The 24048-nt window shown below is 64.2% G+C and carries 21 protein-coding genes; 7 read left to right on the plus strand and 14 right to left on the minus strand.

All coding sequences use genetic code 11. The features are described from left to right. Positions 1-132 precede the first annotated feature (132 nt). The gene (locus IVB40_RS13390) at positions 133-1371 is read left to right on the plus strand and encodes an MFS transporter (RefSeq protein WP_247362287.1); all 1239 of its coding nucleotides are present in this window, start codon (positions 133-135) and stop codon (positions 1369-1371) included. A 221-nt stretch (positions 1372-1592) separates the two neighbouring features. Here IVB40_RS13390 and IVB40_RS13395 read toward each other — a convergent pair whose 3' ends face one another. The 5 genes from IVB40_RS13395 to IVB40_RS13415 form a co-directional block, all read right to left on the minus strand. Then, positions 1593-2351, minus strand: coding sequence for an SDR family oxidoreductase (locus IVB40_RS13395; protein ID WP_247287184.1), 759 nt, complete (start codon positions 2349-2351; stop codon positions 1593-1595). Positions 2352-2377: 26 nt separating this feature from the next. Then, positions 2378-3136 carry a proteasome-type protease gene (locus IVB40_RS13400; RefSeq protein ID WP_027567755.1) on the minus strand — a complete coding sequence of 253 codons (759 nt, stop codon included), beginning with the start codon at positions 3134-3136 and terminating at the stop codon, positions 2378-2380. A gap of 122 nt (positions 3137-3258) precedes the next feature. Next, the gene (locus tag IVB40_RS13405; protein ID WP_027518751.1) at positions 3259-4107 is read right to left on the minus strand and encodes a transglutaminase family protein; all 849 of its coding nucleotides are present in this window, start codon (positions 4105-4107) and stop codon (positions 3259-3261) included. 68 nt (positions 4108-4175) lie between these two features. Beyond that, on the minus strand, positions 4176-5120 hold the full coding sequence (locus IVB40_RS13410; RefSeq protein WP_027567757.1) for an alpha-E domain-containing protein: 945 nt from the start codon (positions 5118-5120) through the stop codon (positions 4176-4178). 4 nt (positions 5121-5124) lie between these two features. Next, entirely contained in the window at positions 5125-6543 is a 1419-nt protein-coding gene (locus IVB40_RS13415; RefSeq protein WP_027518749.1) for a circularly permuted type 2 ATP-grasp protein, read from the minus strand. Between the two features lie 277 nt (positions 6544-6820). On the opposite strand from IVB40_RS13415, the gene IVB40_RS13420 reads away from it, so the two are divergent. The 3 genes from IVB40_RS13420 to IVB40_RS13430 all read left to right on the plus strand — a co-directional run bounded on the left by IVB40_RS13420 (position 6821) and on the right by IVB40_RS13430 (position 8847). After that, positions 6821-7558, plus strand: a complete 738-nt coding sequence (locus IVB40_RS13420; protein ID WP_027567758.1) for a molybdopterin-binding protein — start codon at positions 6821-6823, stop codon at positions 7556-7558. A gap of 36 nt (positions 7559-7594) precedes the next feature. After that, entirely contained in the window at positions 7595-8122 is a 528-nt protein-coding gene (gene gpt, locus IVB40_RS13425) for a xanthine phosphoribosyltransferase (RefSeq protein WP_247819036.1), read from the plus strand. A 107-nt stretch (positions 8123-8229) separates the two neighbouring features. Continuing rightward, positions 8230-8847 carry a hypothetical protein gene (locus IVB40_RS13430; RefSeq protein ID WP_247819037.1) on the plus strand — a complete coding sequence of 206 codons (618 nt, stop codon included), beginning with the start codon at positions 8230-8232 and terminating at the stop codon, positions 8845-8847. A gap of 138 nt (positions 8848-8985) precedes the next feature. Here the strand turns inward: IVB40_RS13430 and IVB40_RS13435 are convergent, their stop codons facing one another. Further along, positions 8986-10008 carry a methionine synthase gene (locus tag IVB40_RS13435; protein WP_247819038.1) on the minus strand — a complete coding sequence of 341 codons (1023 nt, stop codon included), beginning with the start codon at positions 10006-10008 and terminating at the stop codon, positions 8986-8988. Positions 10009-10118: 110 nt separating this feature from the next. On the opposite strand from IVB40_RS13435, the gene IVB40_RS13440 reads away from it, so the two are divergent. Next, positions 10119-10727, plus strand: a complete 609-nt coding sequence (locus IVB40_RS13440; RefSeq protein WP_247819039.1) for a 2-hydroxychromene-2-carboxylate isomerase — start codon at positions 10119-10121, stop codon at positions 10725-10727. Then, positions 10727-11704: an NADPH:quinone oxidoreductase family protein gene (locus IVB40_RS13445; protein WP_247819040.1), complete on the plus strand. Its 978-nt coding sequence runs from the start codon at positions 10727-10729 to the stop codon at positions 11702-11704. Before IVB40_RS13440 ends, IVB40_RS13445 begins: the two co-directional genes overlap by 1 nt. Before the next feature lie 105 nt (positions 11705-11809). Here the strand turns inward: IVB40_RS13445 and IVB40_RS13450 are convergent, their stop codons facing one another. The 8 genes from IVB40_RS13450 to IVB40_RS13485 form a co-directional block, all read right to left on the minus strand. Beyond that, positions 11810-12700 (minus strand): crotonase/enoyl-CoA hydratase family protein, encoded by an 891-nt coding sequence (locus tag IVB40_RS13450; RefSeq protein ID WP_027567763.1) that lies wholly within the window; start codon positions 12698-12700, stop codon positions 11810-11812. 98 nt (positions 12701-12798) lie between these two features. Then, positions 12799-14220 carry an amidase gene (locus IVB40_RS13455; RefSeq protein WP_247819533.1) on the minus strand — a complete coding sequence of 474 codons (1422 nt, stop codon included), beginning with the start codon at positions 14218-14220 and terminating at the stop codon, positions 12799-12801. Next, positions 14213-15385: a M20 aminoacylase family protein gene (locus IVB40_RS13460; RefSeq protein WP_027567765.1), complete on the minus strand. Its 1173-nt coding sequence runs from the start codon at positions 15383-15385 to the stop codon at positions 14213-14215. Before IVB40_RS13460 ends, IVB40_RS13455 begins: the two co-directional genes overlap by 8 nt. A 13-nt stretch (positions 15386-15398) precedes the next feature. Then, positions 15399-16904 (minus strand): M81 family metallopeptidase, encoded by a 1506-nt coding sequence (locus IVB40_RS13465; RefSeq protein WP_247819041.1) that lies wholly within the window; start codon positions 16902-16904, stop codon positions 15399-15401. Between the two features lie 211 nt (positions 16905-17115). Further along, complete coding sequence (locus IVB40_RS13470; RefSeq protein WP_247819534.1) at positions 17116-18765, minus strand: ABC transporter ATP-binding protein; 1650 nt, start codon at positions 18763-18765, stop codon at positions 17116-17118. A gap of 14 nt (positions 18766-18779) precedes the next feature. Further along, a complete protein-coding gene (locus IVB40_RS13475; protein ID WP_007611875.1) occupies positions 18780-19667 on the minus strand; it encodes an ABC transporter permease in 888 nt (295 codons plus the stop codon). Positions 19668-19687: 20 nt separating this feature from the next. Then, entirely contained in the window at positions 19688-20629 is a 942-nt protein-coding gene (locus IVB40_RS13480; protein ID WP_247459369.1) for an ABC transporter permease, read from the minus strand. Between the two features lie 168 nt (positions 20630-20797). Beyond that, on the minus strand, positions 20798-21928 hold the full coding sequence (locus tag IVB40_RS13485) for a M20/M25/M40 family metallo-hydrolase (RefSeq protein WP_247287171.1): 1131 nt from the start codon (positions 21926-21928) through the stop codon (positions 20798-20800). A 280-nt stretch (positions 21929-22208) separates the two neighbouring features. Here IVB40_RS13485 and IVB40_RS13490 point away from each other — a divergent pair, with 280 nt between their 5' ends. Further along, positions 22209-23816, plus strand: coding sequence for an ABC transporter substrate-binding protein (locus tag IVB40_RS13490; RefSeq protein WP_247819043.1), 1608 nt, complete (start codon positions 22209-22211; stop codon positions 23814-23816). Positions 23817-24048 lie beyond the last annotated feature (232 nt).

Below are 24048 nucleotides of genomic sequence, written 5' to 3' on the forward strand. Positions count from 1 at the left end.
GCCACCCCTGCGTTGCAAACGCAATGCCGGGAGATTGTCGGAGCGTCCCGCTGTTGACAAGCAGGTCCGCGTCAGCCACGCGGAGCACGTCGACATCAGGAGCCGGATAGTCCGAGGGTGACCGAACAGGCGATGCCAGACCAGCCAATATCGGGAAACCCGCCGGTCAGTGCCCGCGCGCTCCTCTCCCATCGCGCCTTCCTGTTCTTTCTGCTCTCGCGCAGCCTGTCGCGTTTCTCCAGCCAGATTGCGGCGGTCGCGATCGGCTGGCAGATCTACGATCTCACCGGCTCGGCCTTCGACCTCGGCATGGTCGGCCTCGTGCAATTCCTGCCCACGGCGCTGTTGGTGTTCGTCGCCGGCCATGCCGCCGACCGCTACGAGCGCAAGCGCGTGGTCCAGCTCTGCCAGCTCGTGGAAGCCGCGACCGCGCTCTATCTCGGCGTCATCACCTATCTCGGCCTTGTCAGCGAAGTTCAGATTTTCGTGGCGACCTTCGTGCTGGGCATTGCCGGGGCCTTCGAAAGTCCGACCACTGCTGCGCTGCTGCCGGCGATCGCGCCGCAGGGCTCGCTCCAGCGCGCCACCGCCGTCTCCAGCGGAGCGGCGCAGGTCGCGACTATTACGGGGCCGGCGCTCGGCGGTTTTGCCTACGCGGTCGCGCCGCATCTCGCCTACACCGTGATGGTGCTGTTCTGGATCTTCGGGATGATCCTGACCGGCTTCATCCGTCCGCGCCCGCAGGCGATCGCCAAGGATATCGCGGGCGCCGACAATATCTTCGCCGGCGTTCGCTTCATCCGCAGCAATCCTGCGATCCTCGGCACCATCTCGCTCGATCTGTTCGCGGTGCTGTTCGGCGGCGTCACCGCGCTTCTGCCGATCTATGCCCGCGACATCCTCCAGACCGGTCCGATGGGGCTCGGGATCCTGCGCGCCGCGCCTGCGGTCGGCGCGTTGCTGATGACCATGGTGCTGGCCCGTCACGCCATTTCGCGGCACGTGGGCCTGCGCATGTTTCAGGCCGTGATCGTGTTCGGCGTCGCAACAATCGTGTTCGCTTTGTCGTCCTGGATGTGGCTGTCGGTGCTCGCGCTCGCCGTTCTCGGCGCGGCCGATACGATCAGCGTCGTGATCCGCTTCTCGCTGGTGCAGCTCGCGACCCCCGACGAGATGCGCGGTCGGGTCGGTGCGGTGAACTTCCTCTTCATCAACGCCTCGAACCAGCTCGGCCAGTTCGAGAGCGGGGTCGCCGCCGCATTGTTTGGCGCCATGCCGGCAGCCGTGCTGGGCGGCGTCTGCACGGTCGCGGTGGCGCTGTTGTGGATGAAGCTGTTTCCGAGCCTGCGGCAGGTGGAAAGCTTGGAGTAGGAGCTCGCTCGTTCTCTCCCCGTCATTGCGAAGCAATTTTGCGCTGGTGCGACGAAGCAATCCAGAATCTTGCCACAGCGGTAGTCTGGATTGCTTCGCTGCGCTCGCAATGACGATTGTTGAAGCAGTGCGGAGATTTAGCCGACTTCACGTCCGCTTGCGGAGCGAGGCCGCAACCCCATGCCGCCTACTGTGCATGGGGTTGTTTTCGCGTTTTTTATTCAGCCCCGTCCCACGAACGGCATCTTGGTTGCCATGACGGTCATGGTCAGCACGTTGGCATCGAGCGGCAGGCCGGCCATGTAGGCGACGGCGTCGCCGACCGCTTTCGCATCCATGCGCGGCTCCTGCTTCGACGTGCCATCGGGCTGCAGCACGCCCGGGCCGTTGACCATGCGGTCGGTCATGGGCGTTGCGGCGTTGCCGATGTCGACCTGCCCGACCGCGATGTCGTACATGCGGCCATCGAGGTTGGAGGCCTTGGTCAGGCCGGTGATGGCGTGCTTGGTCGAGGTGTAGGCGGCCGAGAACGGCCGCGGCGCATGCGCCGAGATCGAGCCGTTGTTGATGATGCGGCCGCCGCGCGGGCTCTGGTCCTTCATGATGCGGAAGGCGTGCTGGGTGCACAGGAACGGGCCGGTGAGGTTGGTGTTCACCACCGCCTGCCACTGCTCGAGGCTGAGATCCTCGAAGTTCACCGGCGGCGCGCCCATGCCGGCATTGTTGAAGAGCACGTCGAGCCGGCCGAAGGTGGCCTTCACCTTGTCGAACAGCGCGGCAATCGAGTCCGGCTTGGTCATGTCGGCGGTGACGCAGAGGCTTTTTCCCGCGGGGCCGAGCTTGGCCGTCTCCTCGAGCATGTCGGGCCGGCGCCCGACCAACACCACGGTGAAGCCTGTGTTCATCAGGGCCAATGACGCAGCGCGCCCGACTCCGGTGCCGGCGCCCGTCACCACTGCGATCTTTTTCGCTTCACTCATCGTTTCCTGCCTTTTCTCTTGAGCTGTCAGGTTTTGGATTCTTTTTCGTTCTTGTAGGGCGGCCGTGGAATGTTCTGATGCGCGGCGCGCAAGGCCGCCGACCAGCGCGAGCGCAAATCGTGGAAATAGGGTTCGCCCGCCTCGATGCGGTGATTGAGATCGGCCTCGCAGGCGTCGGCGCGCACCACCAGCACGTCGATCGGCAGGCCGACGCCGAGATTCGAGCGCATGGTCGAATCCATCGAGATCAGCCCGGTCTTCAGCGCCTCGTAGAGTTCGACGTCGTAATGCATGGCGCGGTCGAGCACCGGCTTGCCGTATTTGTGCTCGCCGATCTGCAAATAGGGCGTGTCGGTGGTGCATTCGATGAAATTGCCGGCGGTGTAGACCATGAACAGTCGCATGCGCGCGCCGTTGATCTGGCCGCCGAACAGGAAGGACACATCGAACGACACGTCCTCTGATTTGAGCGCCGGGCCTTCGGTCGCGTGCACGGCCCGGATCGCCCGGCCGATGCGCTGGGCGGCCTGGAACATGGTCGGCGCGTTCATCAGCGTCTCGATCTCACCCGTGTTGGGGTCTTCGAGGCCCTCGGTCAGCGTCGAGAGCACCGATTGGCTGATCGCGAGGTTGCCGGCGCTGGCGATCGCCATGATGCGGTCGCCGGGCTTGGAGAAGATGTGGAGCTTGCGGAAGGTCGAGACGTTGTCGAGGCCGGCATTGGTGCGGGTGTCGGCGATCATCACCAGACCGTCCCGAACCAGAATTCCGCAACAATAGGTCATTTCCAGTCCCCGAACGCGTTTGCGCGGAATTACTAGCCAATTTCAAGGGCCGCTCCAACCCCCGATTGCCGAGGGGCGGCAGGGTGGAGCTGTGCGCGGGCGAGGGGCTTGCTTGGCGCGGTTCAGCTCTGCCGCTGGGACTGCGATTGCGACTGGCCGCCGCGGCCGGCCTGCTCGACCTTGACCGTCACCGACAGCGTCTCCGCGCCGCCGCCATAGCGGGTGCCGCGCACGGGGGCTGCGCCGAGATAATCGAGCCCGATCGCGACGCGGACATGGGCGTCGGTGGCGCAGATGCTGTTGGCGGGATCGAAGCCGACCCAGCCGAGACCGTCGACATAGGCCTCTGCCCAGGCATGGCCCGCGTCCTGATGCACCGTGCCGTCGGAGCGCAGAAAATGGCCGGAGACGAAGCGCGCCGGCACGCCGCCGCTGCGGGCGCAGGCGATGAAGATGTGCGCGTAGTCCTGGCAGACGCCGCGCTTGAGCGTGAACGCTTCCGCCGCCGACGTGCCGCTGTTGGTCGGGTCCTCGTCGAACGTCATGTGATCGCTGATTTGCGTCATCAGCGTGTGCAGGAAGCCGAGCGTGTCGCTCTCGGCCTCGCTGCGCAGCTGGCGCGCGACCGCATTCATCGCCGGATTGACCGTGGTGAGGTCGGTGGCGCGCAAGAACATGCCGGCCGGAAAGCGCTCATCGGCGCCGCGGAGAACGCCGCCGGTGTCGTGGGTCTCGATCAGGCCCTCGGCGGTGATCTTGATGTCGCCGACCGGTCCGCAGGACAGGACATGGGTGACGTTGCCGAACGCGTCCTCGTGGGTGTCGAGCTTGGTGTCGGTCGACACGTCGATCTGCCACTCCGCAACATATTGCCCGTCATGGCTGCCGGGCGTCATGCGCAGGATCTGGATCACGCTCGTGGCCTGCGGCTCGTAGCGATAGGTGGTGGTGTGCAGGATTCGCAGGCGCATGGTGGACCGTTGTTGTCGCGTCATCGATCCGGGCTAGCCCTGCGGGCGTCCCCGGAATGACAGCAGTATCAGATCAAATACTGCTTCGTGATGATTTCGCCCAGTCTGGAATTGTCCGAGATGAATTCCTGAATGAATTCATGCACGCCATGCTGGAAAATGTCGTTCATATTGCTGTGTTCCAGCCGGTTGCGGATGCCGCGGGCATGGCGTTGGGCCGGGCCCTGGCGGCCATAGGCGACCCCGATCTGATCGAGATTGCGCACCAGATTGCCGTAGCAGCTTGCGAGCGAACGCGGCAGCGAATCGTTGAGGATGAGCAAATCCGCGATCAGCCAGGGTTTCAGTGTTTCGCGATAGACCCAGTGATAGGCCGTCAGTGCCGAAACCGAGCGCAGGATCGAGGTCCACTGGTAGAAATCGAGCGGGCCGCCGACATGCTCCTCCTCGGGCAGCAGCACATGGTATTTCACGTCGAGAATGCGCGCGGTGTTGTCGGCGCGTTCGAGATGCAGGCCCATCCGCGAGAACCAGTACGCGTCGTTGCGCAACATGGTCCGGTAGGCCGAGCCGTCGAAGCGCAGCGAGGTTTCCTGCACGAAGCGCAGGAACTTTGCGAGATCCTCGCGCGTGGAGGTCCCTCTGCTCCAGACCTCCTGCAATTCGATCCAGGCCGAGTTGATGGTGTCCCACATCTCGCTCGTCAGCGCTGTGCGCACCGAGCGCGAATTCAGCCGCGCCGCCTCGATGCAGTTCCTGATCGACGACGGATTGTCCGCCGAGAACGAGAGATAATCGACGACGTTGTGCTCGTTGGCTTCTTCGTACTGCTGATAGAAGCTTGCGGCGACGCCGGCAGTCAAAAGCGCCGAGTCCCATTCGTTGGTCTTGCCGATATAGGCGGCGGGAAGCGCGGTGACGCGCAGCGTCGCATCGATGGTGCGCGCGAGATACTCGGCCCGTTCGACGTAACGGGCGAGCCAATAGAGGTTTTCGGCGGTACGCGACAGCATCTCTCTACTCGTCCAGGATCCAGGTATCTTTGGTACCGCCGCCCTGGCTCGAATTCACCACCAGGGAGCCTTCCTTCAGGGCAACGCGTGTCAACCCGCCGGGCACGATCGTGGTGCTCTTGCTGCCGGTGAGCACGAACGGCCGCAGGTCGACGTGGCGTGGCGCAAGGCCGGATGCCGTGCAGGTCGGGCAGGTCGAGAGCGCCAGCGTCGGCTGCGCAATGAAGCCTTCGGGCTCGCGCTTGAGCTTTTCGCGGAAGGCTTCGATCGTCGCCTTGGTCGCGGCAGGACCAATCAGCATGCCGTAGCCGCCCGAGCCGTGCACCTCCTTCACGACGAGTTCGCTCAGATGGTCCAGCACATAGGCGAGGTCCTTCGGCTCGCGGCAGCGCCAGGTCTGCACGTTCTTCAGGATCGGCTCCTCGCCCAGGTAGAATTTTACGATGTCCGGCATGTAGGAGTAGATCGCCTTGTCGTCGGCGATGCCGGTGCCGACGGCGTTGGCGAGCGTGATGTTGCCGGCCGCATAGGCCGACATCAGCCCGGGCACCCCGAGCGCGGAGTCGGGCCGGAAGGTGAGGGGATCGAGGTAGTCGTCGTCGACGCGGCGGTAGATCACGTCGACCCGTTTCACGCCCTCGGTCGTCCGCATGAACACTTCGTTGTTCTTGACGATGAGGTCGCGGCCCTCGACCAGCTCGATACCGAGCTTGTCGGCGAGGAAGGAGTGCTCGTAATAGGCCGAGTTGTAGACGCCCGGCGTGAGCAACGCGACGGTCGGCTCGCCGGAGGCGCTTTGCGGCGCCACCGAGCGCAGGGCGGATAGCAGCTCGTCCGGATAGCGTTCGACCGGCGCCACCCTGTGGCGGGCGAACAGGTCAGGAAACAGCCGCATCATGATCTCGCGGTTTTCCAGCATGTAGGACACCCCGGAGGGCGTGCGTGCATTGTCCTCCAGCACGATGAAGTCCTCGGCATCGACCCGGACGATGTCGATGCCGGCGATGTGCACGTAGACGTCGTGCGGCACCTGCTGACCGTTCATCTCCGGGCGGAAGACCGGGTTCTGAAAGATGAGGTCGTCGGGCACGATCTCGGCGCGGAGGATGTCGCGGCCGTGATAGATGTCGCGCAGGAACATGTTGAGCGCGCGCACGCGCTGCTTCAGGCCCTTCTCCAGCAGCGACCATTCCTTGCCGGACATGATCCGCGGGATCACGTCGAAGGGGATCAGGCGCTCCGTCGACTCGGAGTCCCCATAGACCGCGAAGGTAATGCCGATGCGGCGGAACAGGAGCTCGGCCTCCTGGCGGCGATATTCGAGCGCCTCGGGAGGCGTCTCCTTGAGCCAGCGCGCCAGCTCCTGATAGGCGGGGCGAAGGTCCCCACCGGGAATGTTCATTTCATCAAACGCGACTGCCATAGATCCCGACTTGTCTCCGCAAGGCGTTGCGCCATTCGACAGGCCGCGAGGCCTTGGTGAAGACCGCAACGTCCTAGCCATGCGGCAAGAGTGCATGACTTTCATGCGGTAGCAAGGGCCGGGCCAGCGCGATAAGCATGGGGAGAGGACATTTGCCGGGGATGGCCGGCGGCTTGCCTGAAAAAATGGCTGAGGACTGCTTATTTCGGCAGCAAAAGCGCGTGACTTCAACGCGTTACCTCGGCAAAGTCGGGCCGACAGGTGAGGGACTTGAGGTATGAGCGAGATCGTCACGGCGGGTATTCTGGTTATTGGGGACGAAATCCTGTCCGGCCGGACCAAGGACAAGAACATCGGCTTCATCGCCGAATACCTGACCAATATCGGCATCGACCTGAAGGAGGTCCGGGTCGTCTCCGACGACGAGCCCGACATCATTGCCGCGTTGGATGCACTGCGGCATCGCTACACCTATGTCTTCACCACCGGTGGCATCGGGCCGACCCATGACGACATCACCGCTGATAGCGTCGCCAAGGCGTTCGGCGTCGGCATCGACCATCACCCGGAGGTGGTCGCCCGTTTCCGCGAGCGCTGGAGCGAGCAGGACCTCAACGAGGCCCGCCTGCGCATGGCCCGCATCCCCGATGGTGCCGAGCTGATCCAGAGCGCGACCATCCTCGCCCCCGGGTTCAAGATCGGCAATGTCATCGTGATGGCGGGCGTGCCCTCGATCATGCAGGCGATGATGGACATCGTCTCGCCCAAGCTGAAATCGGGCGTGCGCATGCTCTCCGAATCGGTCCGCGCCAATGCGCGGGAAGGCGACATCGGCAGCCCGCTGCGGGCGATTGCCGCCCAACATCCCGACACCATCATCGGCAGCTATCCCTTCATGGATGAAGAGCAGAAGCCGAACACCAATCTGGTGGTGCGTTCGCGCGATGCGGACAAGCTCGCAGCCGCAATGGCGGCAGTGAAGGAAATGCTGGCGGGATTGAACATCACCCGCTAGCAACCTAGCTGCCGGCAGACGAAGCAGGAGACGACGATGGCTGGTGAAGCACCGGAATTAAGTGCGGAGGAACGGGCGGGCCGCCCCTTTCCGGTCTCGTGGGACCAGTTCCACCGAGATTGCCGGGCACTGACCTGGCGGCTCAATGAGGTTGGTCCGTTTCATGCGGTGATCGCGATCACCCGCGGCGGCCTCGTGCCGGCCGCTATCGTGGCGCGCGAGCTTGGCGTGCGCGTGATCGATACGGTCTGCATCGCCAGCTACGACCACGACAAGCAGGGTGACCTCAAAGTGCTGAAGGGTATTTCCGAAGACGTAATGAAGCTCGGCGGCCGCACCGGCAAGGGGCTTTTGATCGTCGACGACCTCGTGGATACCGGCAAGACCGGCAAGCTGGTGCGCGCGATGCTCCCCGACGCGCATTTCGCCACCGTCTACGCCAAGCCGAAGGGACGTCCGCTGGTCGATACCTTCATCACGGAAGTCTCGCAGGACACCTGGATCTTCTTCCCCTGGGACACCGCGCTGTCCTATCACCCGCCGCTTCGCGACGGAGCGGCGTGATTATCGCCGTCATTGCGAGCGCAGCGAAGCAATCCAGAAATGTGTCCGCGGAAATAGTCTGGATTGCTTCGTCGCTTCGCTCCTCGCAATGACGGGCGGAGGCGACCATGCCCCTGCAAAACCGCGTCACGCCGACCGGCGAGATTATCGCGACACCGCACCGCGGCCTGTTCACCGGTAACCGCGGCATCATCCATGATCCCGCGACCAAGACGCTATTGAAAAAGCGCTGGTCGTCGCCGGCTTGGATCGCTTGCCTGTGTGAATTCCGCGGCTGGCGGCGGCCGGTGATGGCGCGACGGAGCTGGACCGAGCTGTTCTTTCTTGACGAAGCCACGGCCTTTGCCGCAGGCCACCGTCCCTGCTTCTTCTGCCGCCGCGATGATGCCAAGCGCTTTCGCGTTGCATGGGAGACGGGCAACAGTGCAAGCGGCATCAGCGCCAAGGCGATGGATGCCGTACTGCATCGGGAACGGCTCGATCGCGGCAAGAAACGGCTGCATGCGCTGCCGAGGCCGCTCGTGGAATTGCCGGACGGCGCGATGGTCCAACAGGGCGATGATTGCTTCCTCGTCGCGCAGGGCAGGACGCTGCTGTGGTCACCCGCGGGCTACGCCCCGCATAGCAGCGCCCTCGATCACCCGCTGTTGCTGACGCCGCCTTCCACCTTGCGCGCGATCATCGCTGGATATCAACCTGTGCTGCATCCGACCGCACGCCCCTAGCGCAGCGGCTTACCGTTTTCATCGACTGTCGTGCTCCACCATCGCCTCGCAATTGAGAAGCACGGAACGATCCTCACCGCACGCCGGCAGCGCGATCGCCGCAAGCGTCGCAATAACGAAAGCGGATCGGTCACAGCCTTAACCCAGCTTCTCGCGTGCCAGCGCGGCACCGGCCCCGAGCGCCATCAGCTTGGCTTCGGCGATCTCGCGCCGCATCGGCGCCATGCCGCAGTTGGTGGTGGCGATGATGTTGCTCTTGGGCACGAATTTCGACACTGCGTCGATCACCTGCACGACATCCTCGGCGGTCTCGACCGTGTCGCTGGCGACGTCGATCACGCCGGCCTGCACGATCTTGGACTTGAGCAGCGCGAGCAGGTCGAGCGGTACCTTCGAGTTGCGGCACTCGATCGCGACCTGCTGGATCGGGCTGGCGTCGATCGCGGGAAAGATCTGCTCGTACTGCCGCCATTGCGCGCCGAGCGTTTCCTTCCAGTCGGTGTTGGCCTTGATGCCGTAGCCGTAGCAGATGTGCACGGCGGTGGCGCAGGTCAGGCCCTGCGCGGCGCGCTCCAGCGCCTTGATGCCCCAGTCGTTGACCTCGTCCATGTAGACGTTGAACGCGGGCTCGTCGAACTGCACGAGATCGACGCCGTCGGCCTGCAGCGCCTTGGCTTCCTCGTTCAGGAGTTCGGCGAACGCAAAGGCCATCTTGACGCGGTCGCCATAGTAGCGATCGGCAATGGTGTCGATGATGGTCATCGGGCCGGGCAGGGTGAACTTGAGCTTCTTCCTCGTGTGCGCGCGGGCGACGCGCGCCTCGTCGACGTGGACGCGGCTCTTCAGCCGGAGCGGGGCGACGACCTGCGGCACCATCGCCTTGTAGCGATCCTTGCGGATGCCCATCTCGACCTTGTGGGCGAAGTCGATGCCCTCGATCTTCTCCAGGAAACCGTGGACGAAATGTTGCCGGGCCTGCTCGCCCTCGGTGACGATGTCGATGCCGGCATCCTCCTGGACTTTGACGGCAAGCATCGTCGCGTCGCGCTTGGCGCGGACAAGCTCCTCGCCCTGCGACTTCCAGGGCGCCCAGAGCATGTTGGGCTCGGCGAGCCATTCCGGCTTCGGCAAGGAGCCGGCGATCGTGGTTGGAAACAGCATGGCGGCCCTCACGGCGGGTTATGATTGCGCCCCTTCCTGCCATGTCTTAACGTCGAGGTACAGAACAACAAAAGTCGCCTTGAAACCGGCGGCGCCGGACCGGAAACGCCATGATCGAATTCTTCTTCGACTGTTCCAGCCCCTGGACCTATCTCGCCTTCCACAACATCCAGTCGCTGGCCAGGGAGGTTGGCGCGGAGATCGTCTGGCGGCCGATCCTGGTGGGCGGCATCTTCAATACGGTCAATCCAAGTGTCTACGCGCAGCGTGAGACACCGGTGCCGCTGAAGGCGCGCTACATGAAAAAGGACCTTGCCGACTGGTCGCGCTCGGCCGGCCTCGCGATCAAGATGCCGCCGACGGTATTTCCGGTGAACAGCGTGAAAGCGATGCGTGGCTGCATCTGGCTCGGGCAGGACTCGGTGCCTTTCGCCACGGCGGTGTTCGAGACCTACTGGGGCGAGGACAAGGACATCTCGCAGGACGCGGTGCTCGCCGAGATCTGCAGGAAGGTGGGCGTCGACGAGCAGAAATTCTTCGCGGGCATTTCGGGGCAGGGGATCAAGGATCAGCTCAAGGCCAACACCGAAGAAGTCGTCGCCCGCGGCGGCTTTGGCTCGCCGACGATATTTGTCGGCAAGACCGACATGTATTTCGGCAATGACCGCCTGCCGTTGATCCGCGAGGCGCTGCTGCGCGGCAAGGCGAGCGCGGCCTGATGGTGCGGGCTGTCGTCTGCCGCGCGCTCGGCGCGCCCGAAAAATTGCAGCTTGAAGAGTTTCCGTCGCGCGACCTGAAGCCGGACGAAGTGCGCGTCGCGATCCGTGCCGCCGGCCTGAATTTTCCCGACGTGCTGATGGCGGCCGGCGAATACCAGCTCAAGCCGGAGCTGCCGTTCACGCCGGGCGTGGAGGCAGCCGGCGACGTGACCGAGGTCGGCGCGGGCGCGAGCGGCGTCGCCGTCGGCGACAAGGTCATCGTCAAGATGCGGCACGGCGCTTTCACGGATGAAGCCGTGGTGATCCCGTCGCAGCTCACGCCGATGCCATCGACGTTCGACTATGCGGAAGCCGCGACCTATCTCGCCGGGCACGGCACCGCCTATCACGCGCTGATCGACCGCGGCCGGCTCGAGCCGGGCGAGGTGCTGCTGGTGCATGGCGCCGGCGGCGGCGTGGGCCTTGCTGCCGTCGAGATCGGCAAGATGCTGGGCGCGACCGTGATCGCGACGGCGTCCAGCGACGAAAAGCTCGCGATCGCCAAGGCGCGGGGCGCCGATCATCTCGTGCGCTACGACCGCGAGCCGTTTCGTGATGCCGTCAAACGGATCACCGACGGTCGCGGTGCCGACGTCGTGTTCGATCCCGTCGGCGGCGAAGTGTTCGAGAATTCGATGCGTTGCATCGCCTGGGGCGCACGGCTGCTGGTGATCGGCTTCACCGGCGGCATCGGCTCGGCGAAAACCAATCTCCTGCTGATCAAGGGTGCCAGCGTGCTCGGCGTGCGAGCGGGCGAAGCGGTACGGAAAAATCCCGCGCTCGGCGAGAGCAGGCTGAAGGCGTTGCTCCAATGGGCCGAAGAGGGCAAGCTCCGGCCTAACGTCTCGCACCGCCTGCCGCTGCAGGAGGTTGCGAAGGCGATGCGGCTGTTGCTCGACCGCAAGGCGATCGGGCGCGTGGCGTTGTTGATGGAGTGACGGTGTCGTAGGGTAGGCAAAGGCGCGTGAGCGCCGTGCCCACCATTTATCGGCAGCCGTGACAAGAATGGTGGGCGCGCTTCGCTTTGCCCACCGTACGATGCCTTACTTGTACTCCCGCTCCGTCCACCACGGGAAATAATCCGGCATGTCGCTCGACACCTTGTTCTTGAACTGAGCCGGGCGCTTCTCCAGGAACGACACCACGCCTTCCTTCACATCGTCCGAGCGGCCGCGGGCGTAGATGCCACGGCTGTCGACCTTGTGGGCCTCCATCGGATCGTCGGCGCCCATCATGCGCCACATCATCTGGCGGATCAGTGCCACCGACACCGGTGCCGTCTTCGCCGCGAATTCCTTGGCGAGCGCGCGGGCGGTCGGCAGCAGATCATCGGGGGCTACGACCTTGCTGACGAGGCGTCCGGCGAGGGCTTCCTGCGCCGGGAAGACGCGGCCCGAATAGCACCATTCCAGCGCCTGCGAGATGCCGACGATGCGCGGCAGGAACCAGCTCGAGGCGGCCTCCGGCACGATGCCGCGCTGGGAGAACACGAAGCCGAAGCGCGCGGCGTCGGAGGCGATACGGATGTCCATCGCGAGCTGCATGGTGACGCCGATGCCGACCGCGGGACCGTTCACCGCGGCAATCACAGGCTTGAGGCATTTGAAGATGCGCAATGTCACCTGGCCGCCACCGTCGCGCACCTGGGAATCGCTGTAGTCGACCTTGCCATCGGCAAAGCGCTTCACTGGCCCGCGCCGGGCGTCGCGATCAAACGTATCCGCGCCCGACGAAAGGTCTGCGCCCGCGCAAAAACCGCGACCGGCGCCTGTGACGATGATGGCGCGGACGTCGTCGTCCTTGTCGGCTGCGTCGAACGCGTCGATCAGCTCTCCTTGCATCTGCGCGTTGAAGGCGTTGAGCTTGTCGGGCCGGTTCAGCGTGATGGTGAGGATCTGCTCGGCGACATCGTATTTGATCGTCTCATACGCCATGGTGGTTTCCTTCCCTGTCCTGAATTCTGTCTCTAAGAGACGTCATGCATGAACGCCAGCGTCCGTCTTGTGCGGACTGGGCGTTTGTTGGCCAGGCTCTACTTCGCCGGCGGGCTCGGCCAGGGCTTCTGCGCCCCGCGCAGGCTCTCGAACGCCTTGGCCATGCCAAGCACGCCGATATCGTCGAAGCGGCGGCCGACGATCTGCACGCCGATGGGAAAACCCTTGGCGTCGAAGCCGCCGTTGATGGAGATCGCCGGATTCTCCGACATATTCCACGGGACGGTATAGGCGATGTGCTCGAACGGCTTCATGGGATCGTTGGTCGGCGAGGCCCACTCCGCCGGATAGCTCACGTTCGGCGCGGTCGGCGAGATCACATAGTCGAGCTCGCAGAACAGCTTTGATGCCGCCGCGCGGATTGCCATGGTCTGGTTGAAACCACGGATGACGTCGACGCCCGAGAGCTTCGCGCCGGACTCGCCCCACTTGAAAATGTAGGGCAGCACCTTTGCCTGTTCGGCGGGCGTCAGCTTCGACAGATCATCCCACATCCGTGCGCGCCAGAAGTTGTCGAGGCCGTCGAGCATCTCGCGCGTGAGGATGCCGTCGACTTCGGTGACGACGGCCCCTGCGGATTCGAACGCTTTCGCCGCCTTCACAGCGACCTCGCGCACCGGTTTCTCCAGCGCCAGGCCAACGCCGGGATCGAGCATCAATCCGATGCGGAGTTTGCGCGGGGATTTCTCCAGCCCCTTCCAGTTGAGGGGCTCCGCGGGCAGGCTCGTGCCGTCGCGCCGGTCGGGTTTCGCGATCGCGCTCATCATCAGCGCGCAATCGTCGACGGTGCGGGTCATGGGACCGGCGACGCGGCCGACATAGGCGGGATCGATCGGCACGCGTCCAAAGCTCGGCTTCAGTCCGACGAGGCCGCACCAGCCCGCAGGCAGGCGGACCGAGCCGCCGATATCAGTCCCGAGATGCAGCGGGCCATAGCCGGCCGCGGCCGCGGCGCCCGCGCCGGCGCTGGAGCCGCCTGGATTTTTGGAGAGGTCCCAGGGATTACGCGCCAGCGCGTGGAAAGAGGACAGCCCCGAGGACAGCATGCCGTAGTCGGGCATGGTGGTCTTGGCGAAGATGATCGCACCGGCTTCGCGCAGGCGCGCCGCGGGTGGTGCGTCCTTCTCGGCCGGCACGAGCTTGACGCTGGCCGCGCCCAGCGGCACCGGCACGCCTTTGGTCGCGATGTTGTCCTTCACCGTCACCGGCACGCCGTCGAGCGCTCCGGAGGGCTCGCCCCCGGACCAGCGGGCGGTCGAGGCCTTCGCGGCCTCGCGCGCGCCGTCGGGATCGAATGCATAAAGCGCGTTGAGGTGCGGCTCCCACGCGGCGACGTGCGCGAGCACGTCTTCCAGCACCTCGCTCGGCGAGAACTGCTTGGCGCGATAGCCCGCGATCAGATCGACCGCGGAGAGATCGTGCAGCGAGGTGACTTCCTCTTCGACACCCTTTTTATGCATGGGCACCAACCGGCATCCGGGTCTCGATGATCCGGGCGAACATGCTGGCACCGATCGGCAGAATCTTGTCGTCGAGCACGAAGCCGGGATTGTGCACGGGCACCGAGCCGTCGTGGCCGACCCAGAAATAGGCGCCCGGAATGGTTTGCAGCATGTCGGCGAAATCCTCGCTGCCCATCTTCGGCTGGGCGCGGGTGATCACGTTGGCGGGGTCGACGATGGTGCGCGCGACGTCTTCGACCACCTTGGACTGCTCGACCTGGTTGACCAGCACATCGAACGTGTCGCGGATGTCGACGTCGATCACGCACTGATAGGCGCTCGCGATGCCAGCGCAGATCGTGCGAATGCGTTCGCTGATCAGGGTGCGGACTTCTTTCGAGAAAGTGCGGATGGTGCCGCAAAGATGCGCCTCGCCGGGGATGACGTTGTACGCGGAACCGGCGTGAATCTGCGTGATCGAAACGACTGCGGCCTGCAGCGGCTCGACGTTGCGGCTGACGATGGTCTGGATCGCCTGCGCCAGCGTGGTCGCGATGATCACAGCGTCCTTGGAGCGTTCGGGCATCGCGCCATGCGCGCCGTAGCCGGTGATGCGGAGATCGAAGAAGTCGGCGCTGGCCATCGCGGGGCCGGGCAGGATCGCGATCTCGCCATGGTTCAGGTCGGGCGCGTTGTGCAGGCCGTAGAGCTCGTCGCAGGGAAACTTCTCGAACAGTCCGTCCTTGATCATCGCGCGGGCGCCGCCGAGACCTTCCTCAGCCGGCTGGAAGATCAGGTGCACTGTACCGTCGAAATTCTTGGTTTCGGCGAGGTAGCGCGCGGTGCCGAGCAGCATGGTGGTGTGGCCGTCATGGCCACAGCCGTGGAAGCGGCCGGGGATTTTGGAGCTCCATTTCAGATTGGTGTTCTCCTCCATCGGCAGCGCGTCCATGTCGGCGCGAAGCCCGATCCGCTTGCCGCTCGAACCCTTGCCCTTGATGACGCCGATCACGCCGGTGCCGCCGAGACCGCGATGCACCTCGATGCCCCAGCTCTTCAGCTTGTCTGCGACGATGCCGGAGGTGCGCACTTCCTCGAAGCCAATTTCCGGATGGGCGTGGAGGTCGCGCCTGATGGCTGTGAGTTCGTCGGCATAGCCGTCGATGCGGTCGATCGTGGGCATGTGTTCTGTCCAGTTAGCGTGAGGAGGGAGTGAAAATCGGGCCGTTCGGCTTGATGCGGATGCCCGGCCGCAGGCGCGTCCACGGCAGCGTAGCCGTATCCGCGGGCATCGCGCCGGGGGCAGCGCAGATCATCAGCTTTTCCGCGATCGGCTCGAAGTCAGCGCGGAAGTGCACCGAGCTCTTGTTGACCAAAATCTTCTGTTCGGTTGGCTCGATGCCGACATAGCGGTACATGGCCTGATCGGCGAGCTGCGCCTTGTGTGAGCTCACGACGATTCGGACGTCGCCGATGCGAAGGCAGGCGGACGGGCCCATCTCCATCTCGCGGCCGCCATAGTAGGGCCCGGGCGCGATGAAGCGGCCGTCGGAAAGTTTTTCGACGACGAAGGTCTCAAGATAGGGCTCGTCGCCGGGAATGCCCGACTTGCCGCCGAGCGACAGCGTCACGGTAGCGCCGACGCCGGCTTCATGCGCGGCTTTCGCCGATGCCGGATCGTAGATCGCGCCCGTCGCAGCACTGGCCTTGTTGTGTACCAGCGCGCGTAGCATGCCGGTGGTGTCGGAATCGCCGCCGGCGCCGGGATTGTCCTGGGTGTCGGCGATGATGATCGGCTTGCTCGCGCCCTTCGAGAGTTCCATCGCGTGGCGCACGCCGTCATCGGGTGACCAGATCTTGCCGTCGAAATCGTCCTCGTGGCTTTCGATCAGCTTCACGATCGCATCCGCCGCGCGGTCGGCATCGGCTTGCGTCTTGCCATAGGCGAACACGCTCGGCCCGCAATCGCGGAAATCGGCGGCGGGGAAGCCGGGCGCGAAGGACAGCGTCGGAACCGCGTCGCTCTCCAGCGCGGCAAGCTTTTCGTAGATGCCCTTGGTCGGCTGGTCGTTGGTGCACTGCCAGCTGATCGGAATCAGGAACGGCAATTGCCGGAAGGCCTTTGCGAAACGCTGCCTGGTGTTCAGGAGGAGCGCGAGATGTTTGGCCGAGGCGCGTCCGGTCTCGGCCATGTCGACATGGGGATAGGTGCGGTAGGCGATCAGCGCGTCCGCATGCTCCATCATCTCGGGTGTGACGTTGGCGTGCAGGTCGAGGCTCGCGACCAGCGGAATGTCCTTGCCGATGACGCGGCGCACGCGGGCCAGAATCTCGCCTTCGCCATCGTCGAGATGTTCCGTGACCATCGCGCCGTGCAGATCGAGATAGACGGCGTCGATCGGGCCGGCGGCTGCGATGCCGTCGACCATCGTCTTGACGATACGCTCGAAGGCGTCCCTGGTGACATGCGCCGAGGGGCTGGCGCCGCAAGCGATGGTCGGGATGAGTTCCCAGCCGAGGGCCTCGGCGCTGTCGACGAAACCGGCGAGGCCGACATTGATGCGGCGCATCACCTTCAGCACGTCGGGTCCTTGCGTCATCGCCGGCCAGCCGCCGCCGTGCTGGAAGTCCGCGAACGTCGCCTTCGTCGGAGCGAAGGTGTTGGTCTCGTGCAGGAAGCCGCCGACGGCGATACGTGTCATCAACTCAAGTCCAGCAATTGAAAGTGCGCGACGTTAGCCCTGTGCTTGCGGCGAGAGCAAGCCGGGAAGCAATCGCGCCATGCATGGCGTCAAGCCGTTTTGGGAATGCTTGTCGCAACCGCGTCATTGCGAACGCGGCGAAGCAATCCAGGTTGTCCCCGCGGAGGGATTCTGGATTGCTTCGCTGCGCTCGCAATGACGAGGCGAGAGACTAGGTGCTGGCGGCCACACCCTCCGACACCGGCCGGAAGTTCGCGAAATCCCAGCCGCGGCCCGGCGCTGCCTCGAGTAAGGCTCTGGTGTACGCCTCCTTCGGATGCGTCAGCACTTCGGCGGCCGGGCCCTGCTCGACGACGCGGCCGTGTTGCATCACCACGACCTCATCGCAGATCTGCGCGGCGACGCGCAGATCGTGAGTGATGAACAGGATGGCGATGCCGAGCCGCTTCTGGATCTCGTCGAACAGTTCCAGCACCTGCGCTTGCACGGAGACATCGAGGGCGGAGACCGCCTCGTCCGCGACCAGCACGTCGGGATCGAGCGCGAGCGCGCGGGCGATCGCAATGCGCTGACGCTGGCCGCCGGAGAACTGGTGCGGATAGCGCGCGACCGCATCGGCGGGCAGGCCGACCAGCTCGAGCAATTCGCGGGCACGCTTCATTGCGTCGGTATGCGACACGCCGTAATTGACCGGGCCTTCCGCAATGCTTTCGCCGATGGTGACGCGCGGATTGAGCGAGCGGTAGGGGTCCTGGAATACGATCTGGATCTTCTTGCGATGCGGCTGCAACAGCCGCCGCGAGATGTCCGAGATCTCGCGGCCGGAGAGGCGGACGCCGCCGGAGGTCGGGTCGATCAGGCGGACGATGCAGCGCGCCACGGTAGATTTGCCTGAGCCGCTCTCGCCGACGATGCCGAGCGTGCGGCCCTTGCGCAGCGTCAGCGTGACCTTGTCGGCGGCGACGACTTCGCGGCCTTTACCGAAGAACGCGCGCTCGCGATAGACCTTGCCGAGCTCGTTGGCCTCCAGCACCACCGGTTCCTTGGTCTCGGGCCGCGCCGCGCGCGGCACCAGGCTCGGCACTGCCGAGAGCAGGTTGCGGGTGTACTCCATGGTCGGATTGCGCAGGATGGAATCCAGCGTTCCGGTCTCGACCAGTCGGCCCTGCCGCATCACCGCGACGCGGTCGGCGATTTCGGCGACCACGCCCATGTCGTGGGTAATGAAGAGCACGGCGGTACCGTGATCGCGCTGGAGGTCGCGGATCAGTGTCAAAATCTGCTTCTGCGTGGTGACGTCGAGCGCGGTGGTCGGCTCGTCGGCGATGAGAAGCTTCGGTTCGAGCACGAGCGCCATCGCGATCATGATGCGCTGGCGTTGACCGCCGGAGAGTCGGTGAGGGTAGGAGGCAAAGATACGCTCGACCTGGGGCAGGCGCACCTGCTCCATCATGTCGAGGATGCGCTTCTTGCGCGCCTTCGCATCGAGTTTGGTGTGCGCGCGGAGAACCTCGTCGATCTGGCGACCGACCGGCATCACTGGATTGAGTGCCGTCATCGGCTCTTGGAAGATCATCGCCATCCGCGTCGCGCGGAGCTGCCGCAGGCGGCGGTCGGTCGCGGTGAGAATCTCCTCGCCGACCAGCTTGACGCTGCCGCCGGTCGGAATCAGCGTGCCCTTCGGCAGCAGACCCATCGTGGTCAGCGAGGTCACGGACTTGCCCGAGCCGCTTTCGCCGACGAGGCACAGCGTCTCGCGCTCATGCACCTGGATCGAGATGCCCTCGATGATGTTTGCAGCATTCGGCTTCTTGCCGACGGAGACGACGAGGTTGTTGATGTCGAGGATCGGGCTGGTCATCACTTGATCGGTCATCATTTGCCTTCCCGCTGCTTCATGCGCGGATCGAGTGCGTCGCGGGCGGCGTCGCCGATCAAATTGATGCTGAGGATGGCGATCGAGAGCAGCAGGCCCGGCCAGAAGATCAGCGTCGGCTTGAGCTGGAAGTACTGACGGCCCTCGGCCATGATGTTGCCCCAGGTCGGCGTTTCCGGCGAGATGCCGGCGCCGAGGAAGGAGAGGATGGCCTCGGTGAGAATCGCGGAGGCGCAGACGTAACTGCCCTGCACGATCAGCGGTGCGATCGTGTTCGGCATCAAATGCCGCCACATGATCTTTGGCAGGGATGTGCCGACCGAGATCGCCGCTTCAACATAGGGCTCTTCGCGCGCCGATAGCACGACCGAGCGCACCAGGCGTGCCACGCGCGGAACTTCGGGGATCGTGATCGCGATCAGCACGGTCCAGAGGCTGGCGCCGGACAGCGACACCACGGCGATTGCCAGCAGGATGCTCGGCATTGCCATCAGGCCGTCCATGATCCGCATCATGACGGAATCGACCAGCTTGAAGAAGCCGGAGACGAGGCCGATCGCCAACCCAATGACGATCGACATGATCGCCGAGCCGATGCCGATCAGAAGCGAAATGCGTCCGCCATACATGACGCGCGACAGCAGGTCGCGGCCATAGGCGTCGGTGCCGAGCAGGAATTGCGCCGAAGAGGGCTTCAGCCGCTGTGAGGGCGCAAGCTGGATCGGATCATACGGCGCGATCAACGGCGCCAGGATCGAGATCAGCACAACCAAAGCGAGGCAGATGGTCGCTGCCGCGATGATCGGCGTCGAGGTCAGGAATCCGAAGCGCGGCCGCAGCGGCGACGTGATCGGGATGGAGGACTGGGGAAGGGTATCGACAGACATTCTTATTGTTATCCTTAGCCCTAGTACCGGATCCGGGGATCGAGCACCGTGTAGGCGACGTCGATCAGGAGATTGACGACGACATAGATCAACGACGTCAGCAAGATCATCGCCTGGATCACCGGATAGTCGCGCGCCAGCACCGCATCCACCGTGAGGCGGCCGATGCCGGGGATGTTGAACACGCTTTCGGTGACGACGACCCCGGAGATCAAAAGCGCAAAGCCGGTCCCGATCACGGTGATCACGGGCACGGCGGCGTTGCGCAGCGCATGGCGCATCATCACGGCGACTTCGTTGATGCCTTTTGCGCGCGCGGTGCGGACGTAGTCCTCGCCGAGCACGTCGAGCATCGCCGCGCGCGTCATGCGCGCGATCAACGCGATGTAGATAAAGGACAGTGCGCAGGTGGGCAGGATGATGCGCTCGAAGAACGGCCCAAAACCGTTCGAGATGCTGCGGAAGCCCTGCACCGGCACCCAGCGCAGGTCGATCGCGAAGACCTCGATCAGGATGTAACCGACCACGAACACCGGCACCGAGAAGCCGAGCACGGACAGGCCCATCACGAAGCGGTCGATCCAGGTGCCGTGCTTCCAGGCCGCGATCACGCCTAGGGGAACAGCGACGATGACGGCAAGGATGATGGTCGACAGCGCAATCGAGATCGACGGCTCGACCCGCTGGCCGATCATCTTCATCACCGGAAGGTTGGAGATGAGTGAAGTTCCGAGATCGCCATGCAGCAGCTTGTTCAGCCAGGTGATAAACTGCACGATCAGCGGCTCGTTGAGGCCGAGCGAGGTGCGGATCCGCTCGAGCCGCTCCGGCGTGGCGTTGTCGCCGGCAAGAATCGCGGCGGGATCGCCCGGGGTGAGGCGGAGCAGGAGGAAGACGAACAGCGCCACCACGCCCATCACGGGCACGGCGGCGAGAATTCGGCGAAGGAGATATCCGAGCAAGTTGGATCCCGTCAGATTAGAGTCAAATCAGAGACAGCGGCTGGAGCCTGGGGTTCTGCCACCAGCCTAACATTTCAGCAATTCCCATGCCATCCGGCCCACCGTTTTTGCAGTGCGGTCAACTTGTTTCGGTGATCTGGCCCGGTTTTGGCGATGTGGCTCGCGCCGTTACTCCAGAGTCGCGAGCAGCCCCGCCATCAGCCGGCCGCGTTCGACCAGACTTTCAACCTCGATATACTCTTCGAGCGTGTGGCCGTTGCCGCCACGCACGCCCAGGCCGTCGAGAGTCGGGATGCCCAATGCGCCAGTGAAATTGCCGTCGGAGCCGCCGCCGGCGCTCGCATGCGGCAGTTCTGCGCCGAGCGACTTGGCGATCCCGCGCGCCTTTTCATACAGGGTCATGGTGCCGGCATCGGGCTCCCAGACCGGACGTGTCACGCCGCGCGTCACCTTGAAGGTGACGTCATTGGTTGTACCGGAGAGCGCCAGCATCCTCTCGACGCCGCGATCGAGGTCGGCCTGGCGCTTGGCCATCGAGAGCGCTTCGCCGGTGGCGGTCGTGGCAACGCAATTGACCCATTGACCCCCGTGCACGACTCCGACGGAGAACGTGCAGTCTTCGCCCGTCATCGCGTCGATGGCGAGGATTTGCCGCGCCATCTCGCGGATAGCCGAGCGGCCCGCCGACAAGGTCGCGCCCGCGTGGCTCGGTCGCCCGGTCGCCTCGAGATTGAACCGCGCGATCGCGTAACGTCCGGTGGTGACGCCGTTGTCGGCGCGGCCGGGCTCGGGCACCAGCACATATTTGTTGCGCGCGGCTTCCGCCTCGATGATATCGCGCGTCGAGGGTGTGCCGACTTCCTCGTCGGGAGTGAACAGCACGGTGATCGGCAGCGGCGTCGTGAACGAGGCGCGGGCCAGTTGGCGGATCGCTTCCAGCGAAAGATAATTGCCGCCCTTCATGTCGTAGATGCCGGGTCCGTAGCACTTGCTGCCCTCGCGCCGCCATTTCAGCTTCTCGATGGTGCCGGTGGGGTGGACGGTATCCACGTGTCCGGCAATCAAGATGCCGGGCTCGCCTTGCTTCGGATGCGGAAAGCGGGCGCGGATCACGCCGCCAAAGCCCTGGCGACCGGCGATGCGCTCGATCGTCGCACCCATGATCGCCATCTCCCGCGCTGCGATATCGAGCATGCGGTTCACGGCGCTCGCGTCCCAGGTCGGGCTTTCGCATTCCACCCAGCCGCGCAGGCCCTGGAGCATCGCTTCGGAATCGAAGGGAAGATTGGCTGGATTCATCTCAATGTCTCTCGAAAGTCTCTTGGGCTTCGGAACATGGAACGCGCATTGCATCGGCGCGGGGCAGGACAGGCGGAGAGCGTTGTAGAGCCAAACCGATCGTTGTGGAGCCCGTGCGCGCGCCGCTTGGGCTTGCAGCGAAACCGGATTGACGCGCTCGGCACTGTCTGCAACTCTCGAAAAGATAAAGGCATTGCATGAGGTTAGTTCGCCTAAAGAACGAACCGGATGCTCAATCAATAACCTGCCTTTGAACAGTTTCACGTCAGGAGAACTTTTTATGTTTAAGTTGATGCGCCGGGGGCCTCGCGCGTTCGCCTCCAAACTTGCGCTGTCGGTCGTCGCGCTTTCGACCGCACTGGCCTCGCCGGTGCTTGCGGCCGGCAAGACCATCACCGCGGTGATGCATTCGGATCTGCGCATCATCGATCCGATCTTCACCACCGCCTACATCACGCGCGATCATGGCTACATGATCTACGACACGCTCTTGGCGCCCGATTCGAACTTCAAGATCCAGCCGCAGATGGCGGACTGGAAGATCTCCGACGACAAGCTCACCTACACGTTCACGCTGCGCGACGGCCTGAAGTGGCATGACGGTGCGCCGGTGACGGCGGAGGACTGCGTTGCCTCGCTCAAGCGCTGGGCCGCGGTCGACGGCATGGGCCAGAAACTGCTCGACTTCACCGCGAGCATCGAGGCGACCGATGCCAAGACCATCACGCTGAAGCTGAAGGAGCCCTACGGCCTCGTGCTCGACTCGATCGGCAAGCCGTCCTCCCGCGTTGCCTTCATGATGCCGAAGCGCCTGGCCGAGACGCCGCCGGACAAGCAGATCCCCGAGCAGATCGGCTCGGGTCCTTTTAAGTTCGTGCAGTCGGAATTCCAGCCAGGCGTGAAGGCGGTCTACGTCAAGAACACCGATTACGTGCCGCGCAAGGAGCCTTCGAGCTGGACCTCCGGCGGCAAGGTGGTGAAGGTCGACCGAGTCGAGTGGATCACCATGCCGGACTCGCAGACCGCGGTGAACGCGTTGCAGTCGGGCGACATCGACTTCGTGGAAAATCTGCCTTACGACATGCTGCCGCTGCTGGAGGCGAACAAGGAGATCACGATCGAGGTCTCGAACACGTTCGGCTTCCAGACGCTCGGCCGGATGAACTTCCTTTATCCGCCGTTCGATAATGTCAAAGTGCGCCGTGCGGCCTTTCTGGCGATAAACCAGAAGGACGTTCTCGACGCGCTGGTCGGCAACGCCAAATATCAGAAGATCTGCGGCGCCTTCTTCGTGTGCGATACGCCATTCGCGACCGAGGTCGGTGGCGAGACCTTGGTGAAGGGCAACGGCATGGCAGAAGCCAAGAAGGCGCTCGCCGAGTCCGGCTATGACGGCACCCCGGTTGTGATCATGGCGCCGGGCGATGTCACGACGCTGAAGGCGCAGCCGATCGTTGCGGCTCAGTTGCTGCGCGAGGCCGGCTTCAAGGTCGACCTGCAAGCGACCGATTGGCAGACGGTGGTGAGCCGCCGCGCCAGCCAGAAGCCTCCGAAGGAGGGCGGCTGGAACATGTTCTTCACCAACTGGGTCGCGGCCGACGTCTCCAACCCGATCGCCAATCTCTCGATCGGCGGCCAGGGCAAGAAGGGCTGGTTCGGCTGGGCCGAGAACGCCAAGATCGAAAAGCTCAAGGACGACTTCGTTCGCGCCGCCTCGCTCGACGATCAGAAGAAGATCGCCGCTGACATCCAGAAGGAAGCCTATGAGCAGGTGATTTACATTCCGCTGGGGCAGTATCTCCTGCCGAGCGGCTGGCGTAAATCGCTGACCGGCGTGCTCGACGGTCCCGCGACCCCGCTGTTCTGGAACGTCGACAAGTCGGAGTAGGGCGAAGGCTCTTCCTTTCGTCCGGATCATCATGCGGCGCCGCTGTCACCAGCGGCGCCGTTGTCGTTTGTCGATCTTAGTCGTTTGTCGACCTTGCGCCGGCTGAGAAGGCGGACGTTTTCAATCTTTTCCAGTTTCCAATCATTGCTATTTGTTTCCGTCCTGAACTAGATGTGCCGTCTTTGCGCATCACCTTCCTTCCTCCATTTGATTCCAGTGCCGATCGATTTTG

Origin of the sequence: Bradyrhizobium sp. 40 (assembly GCF_023100925.1) — a bacterium.
Lineage (GTDB): Bacteria > Pseudomonadota > Alphaproteobacteria > Rhizobiales > Xanthobacteraceae > Bradyrhizobium.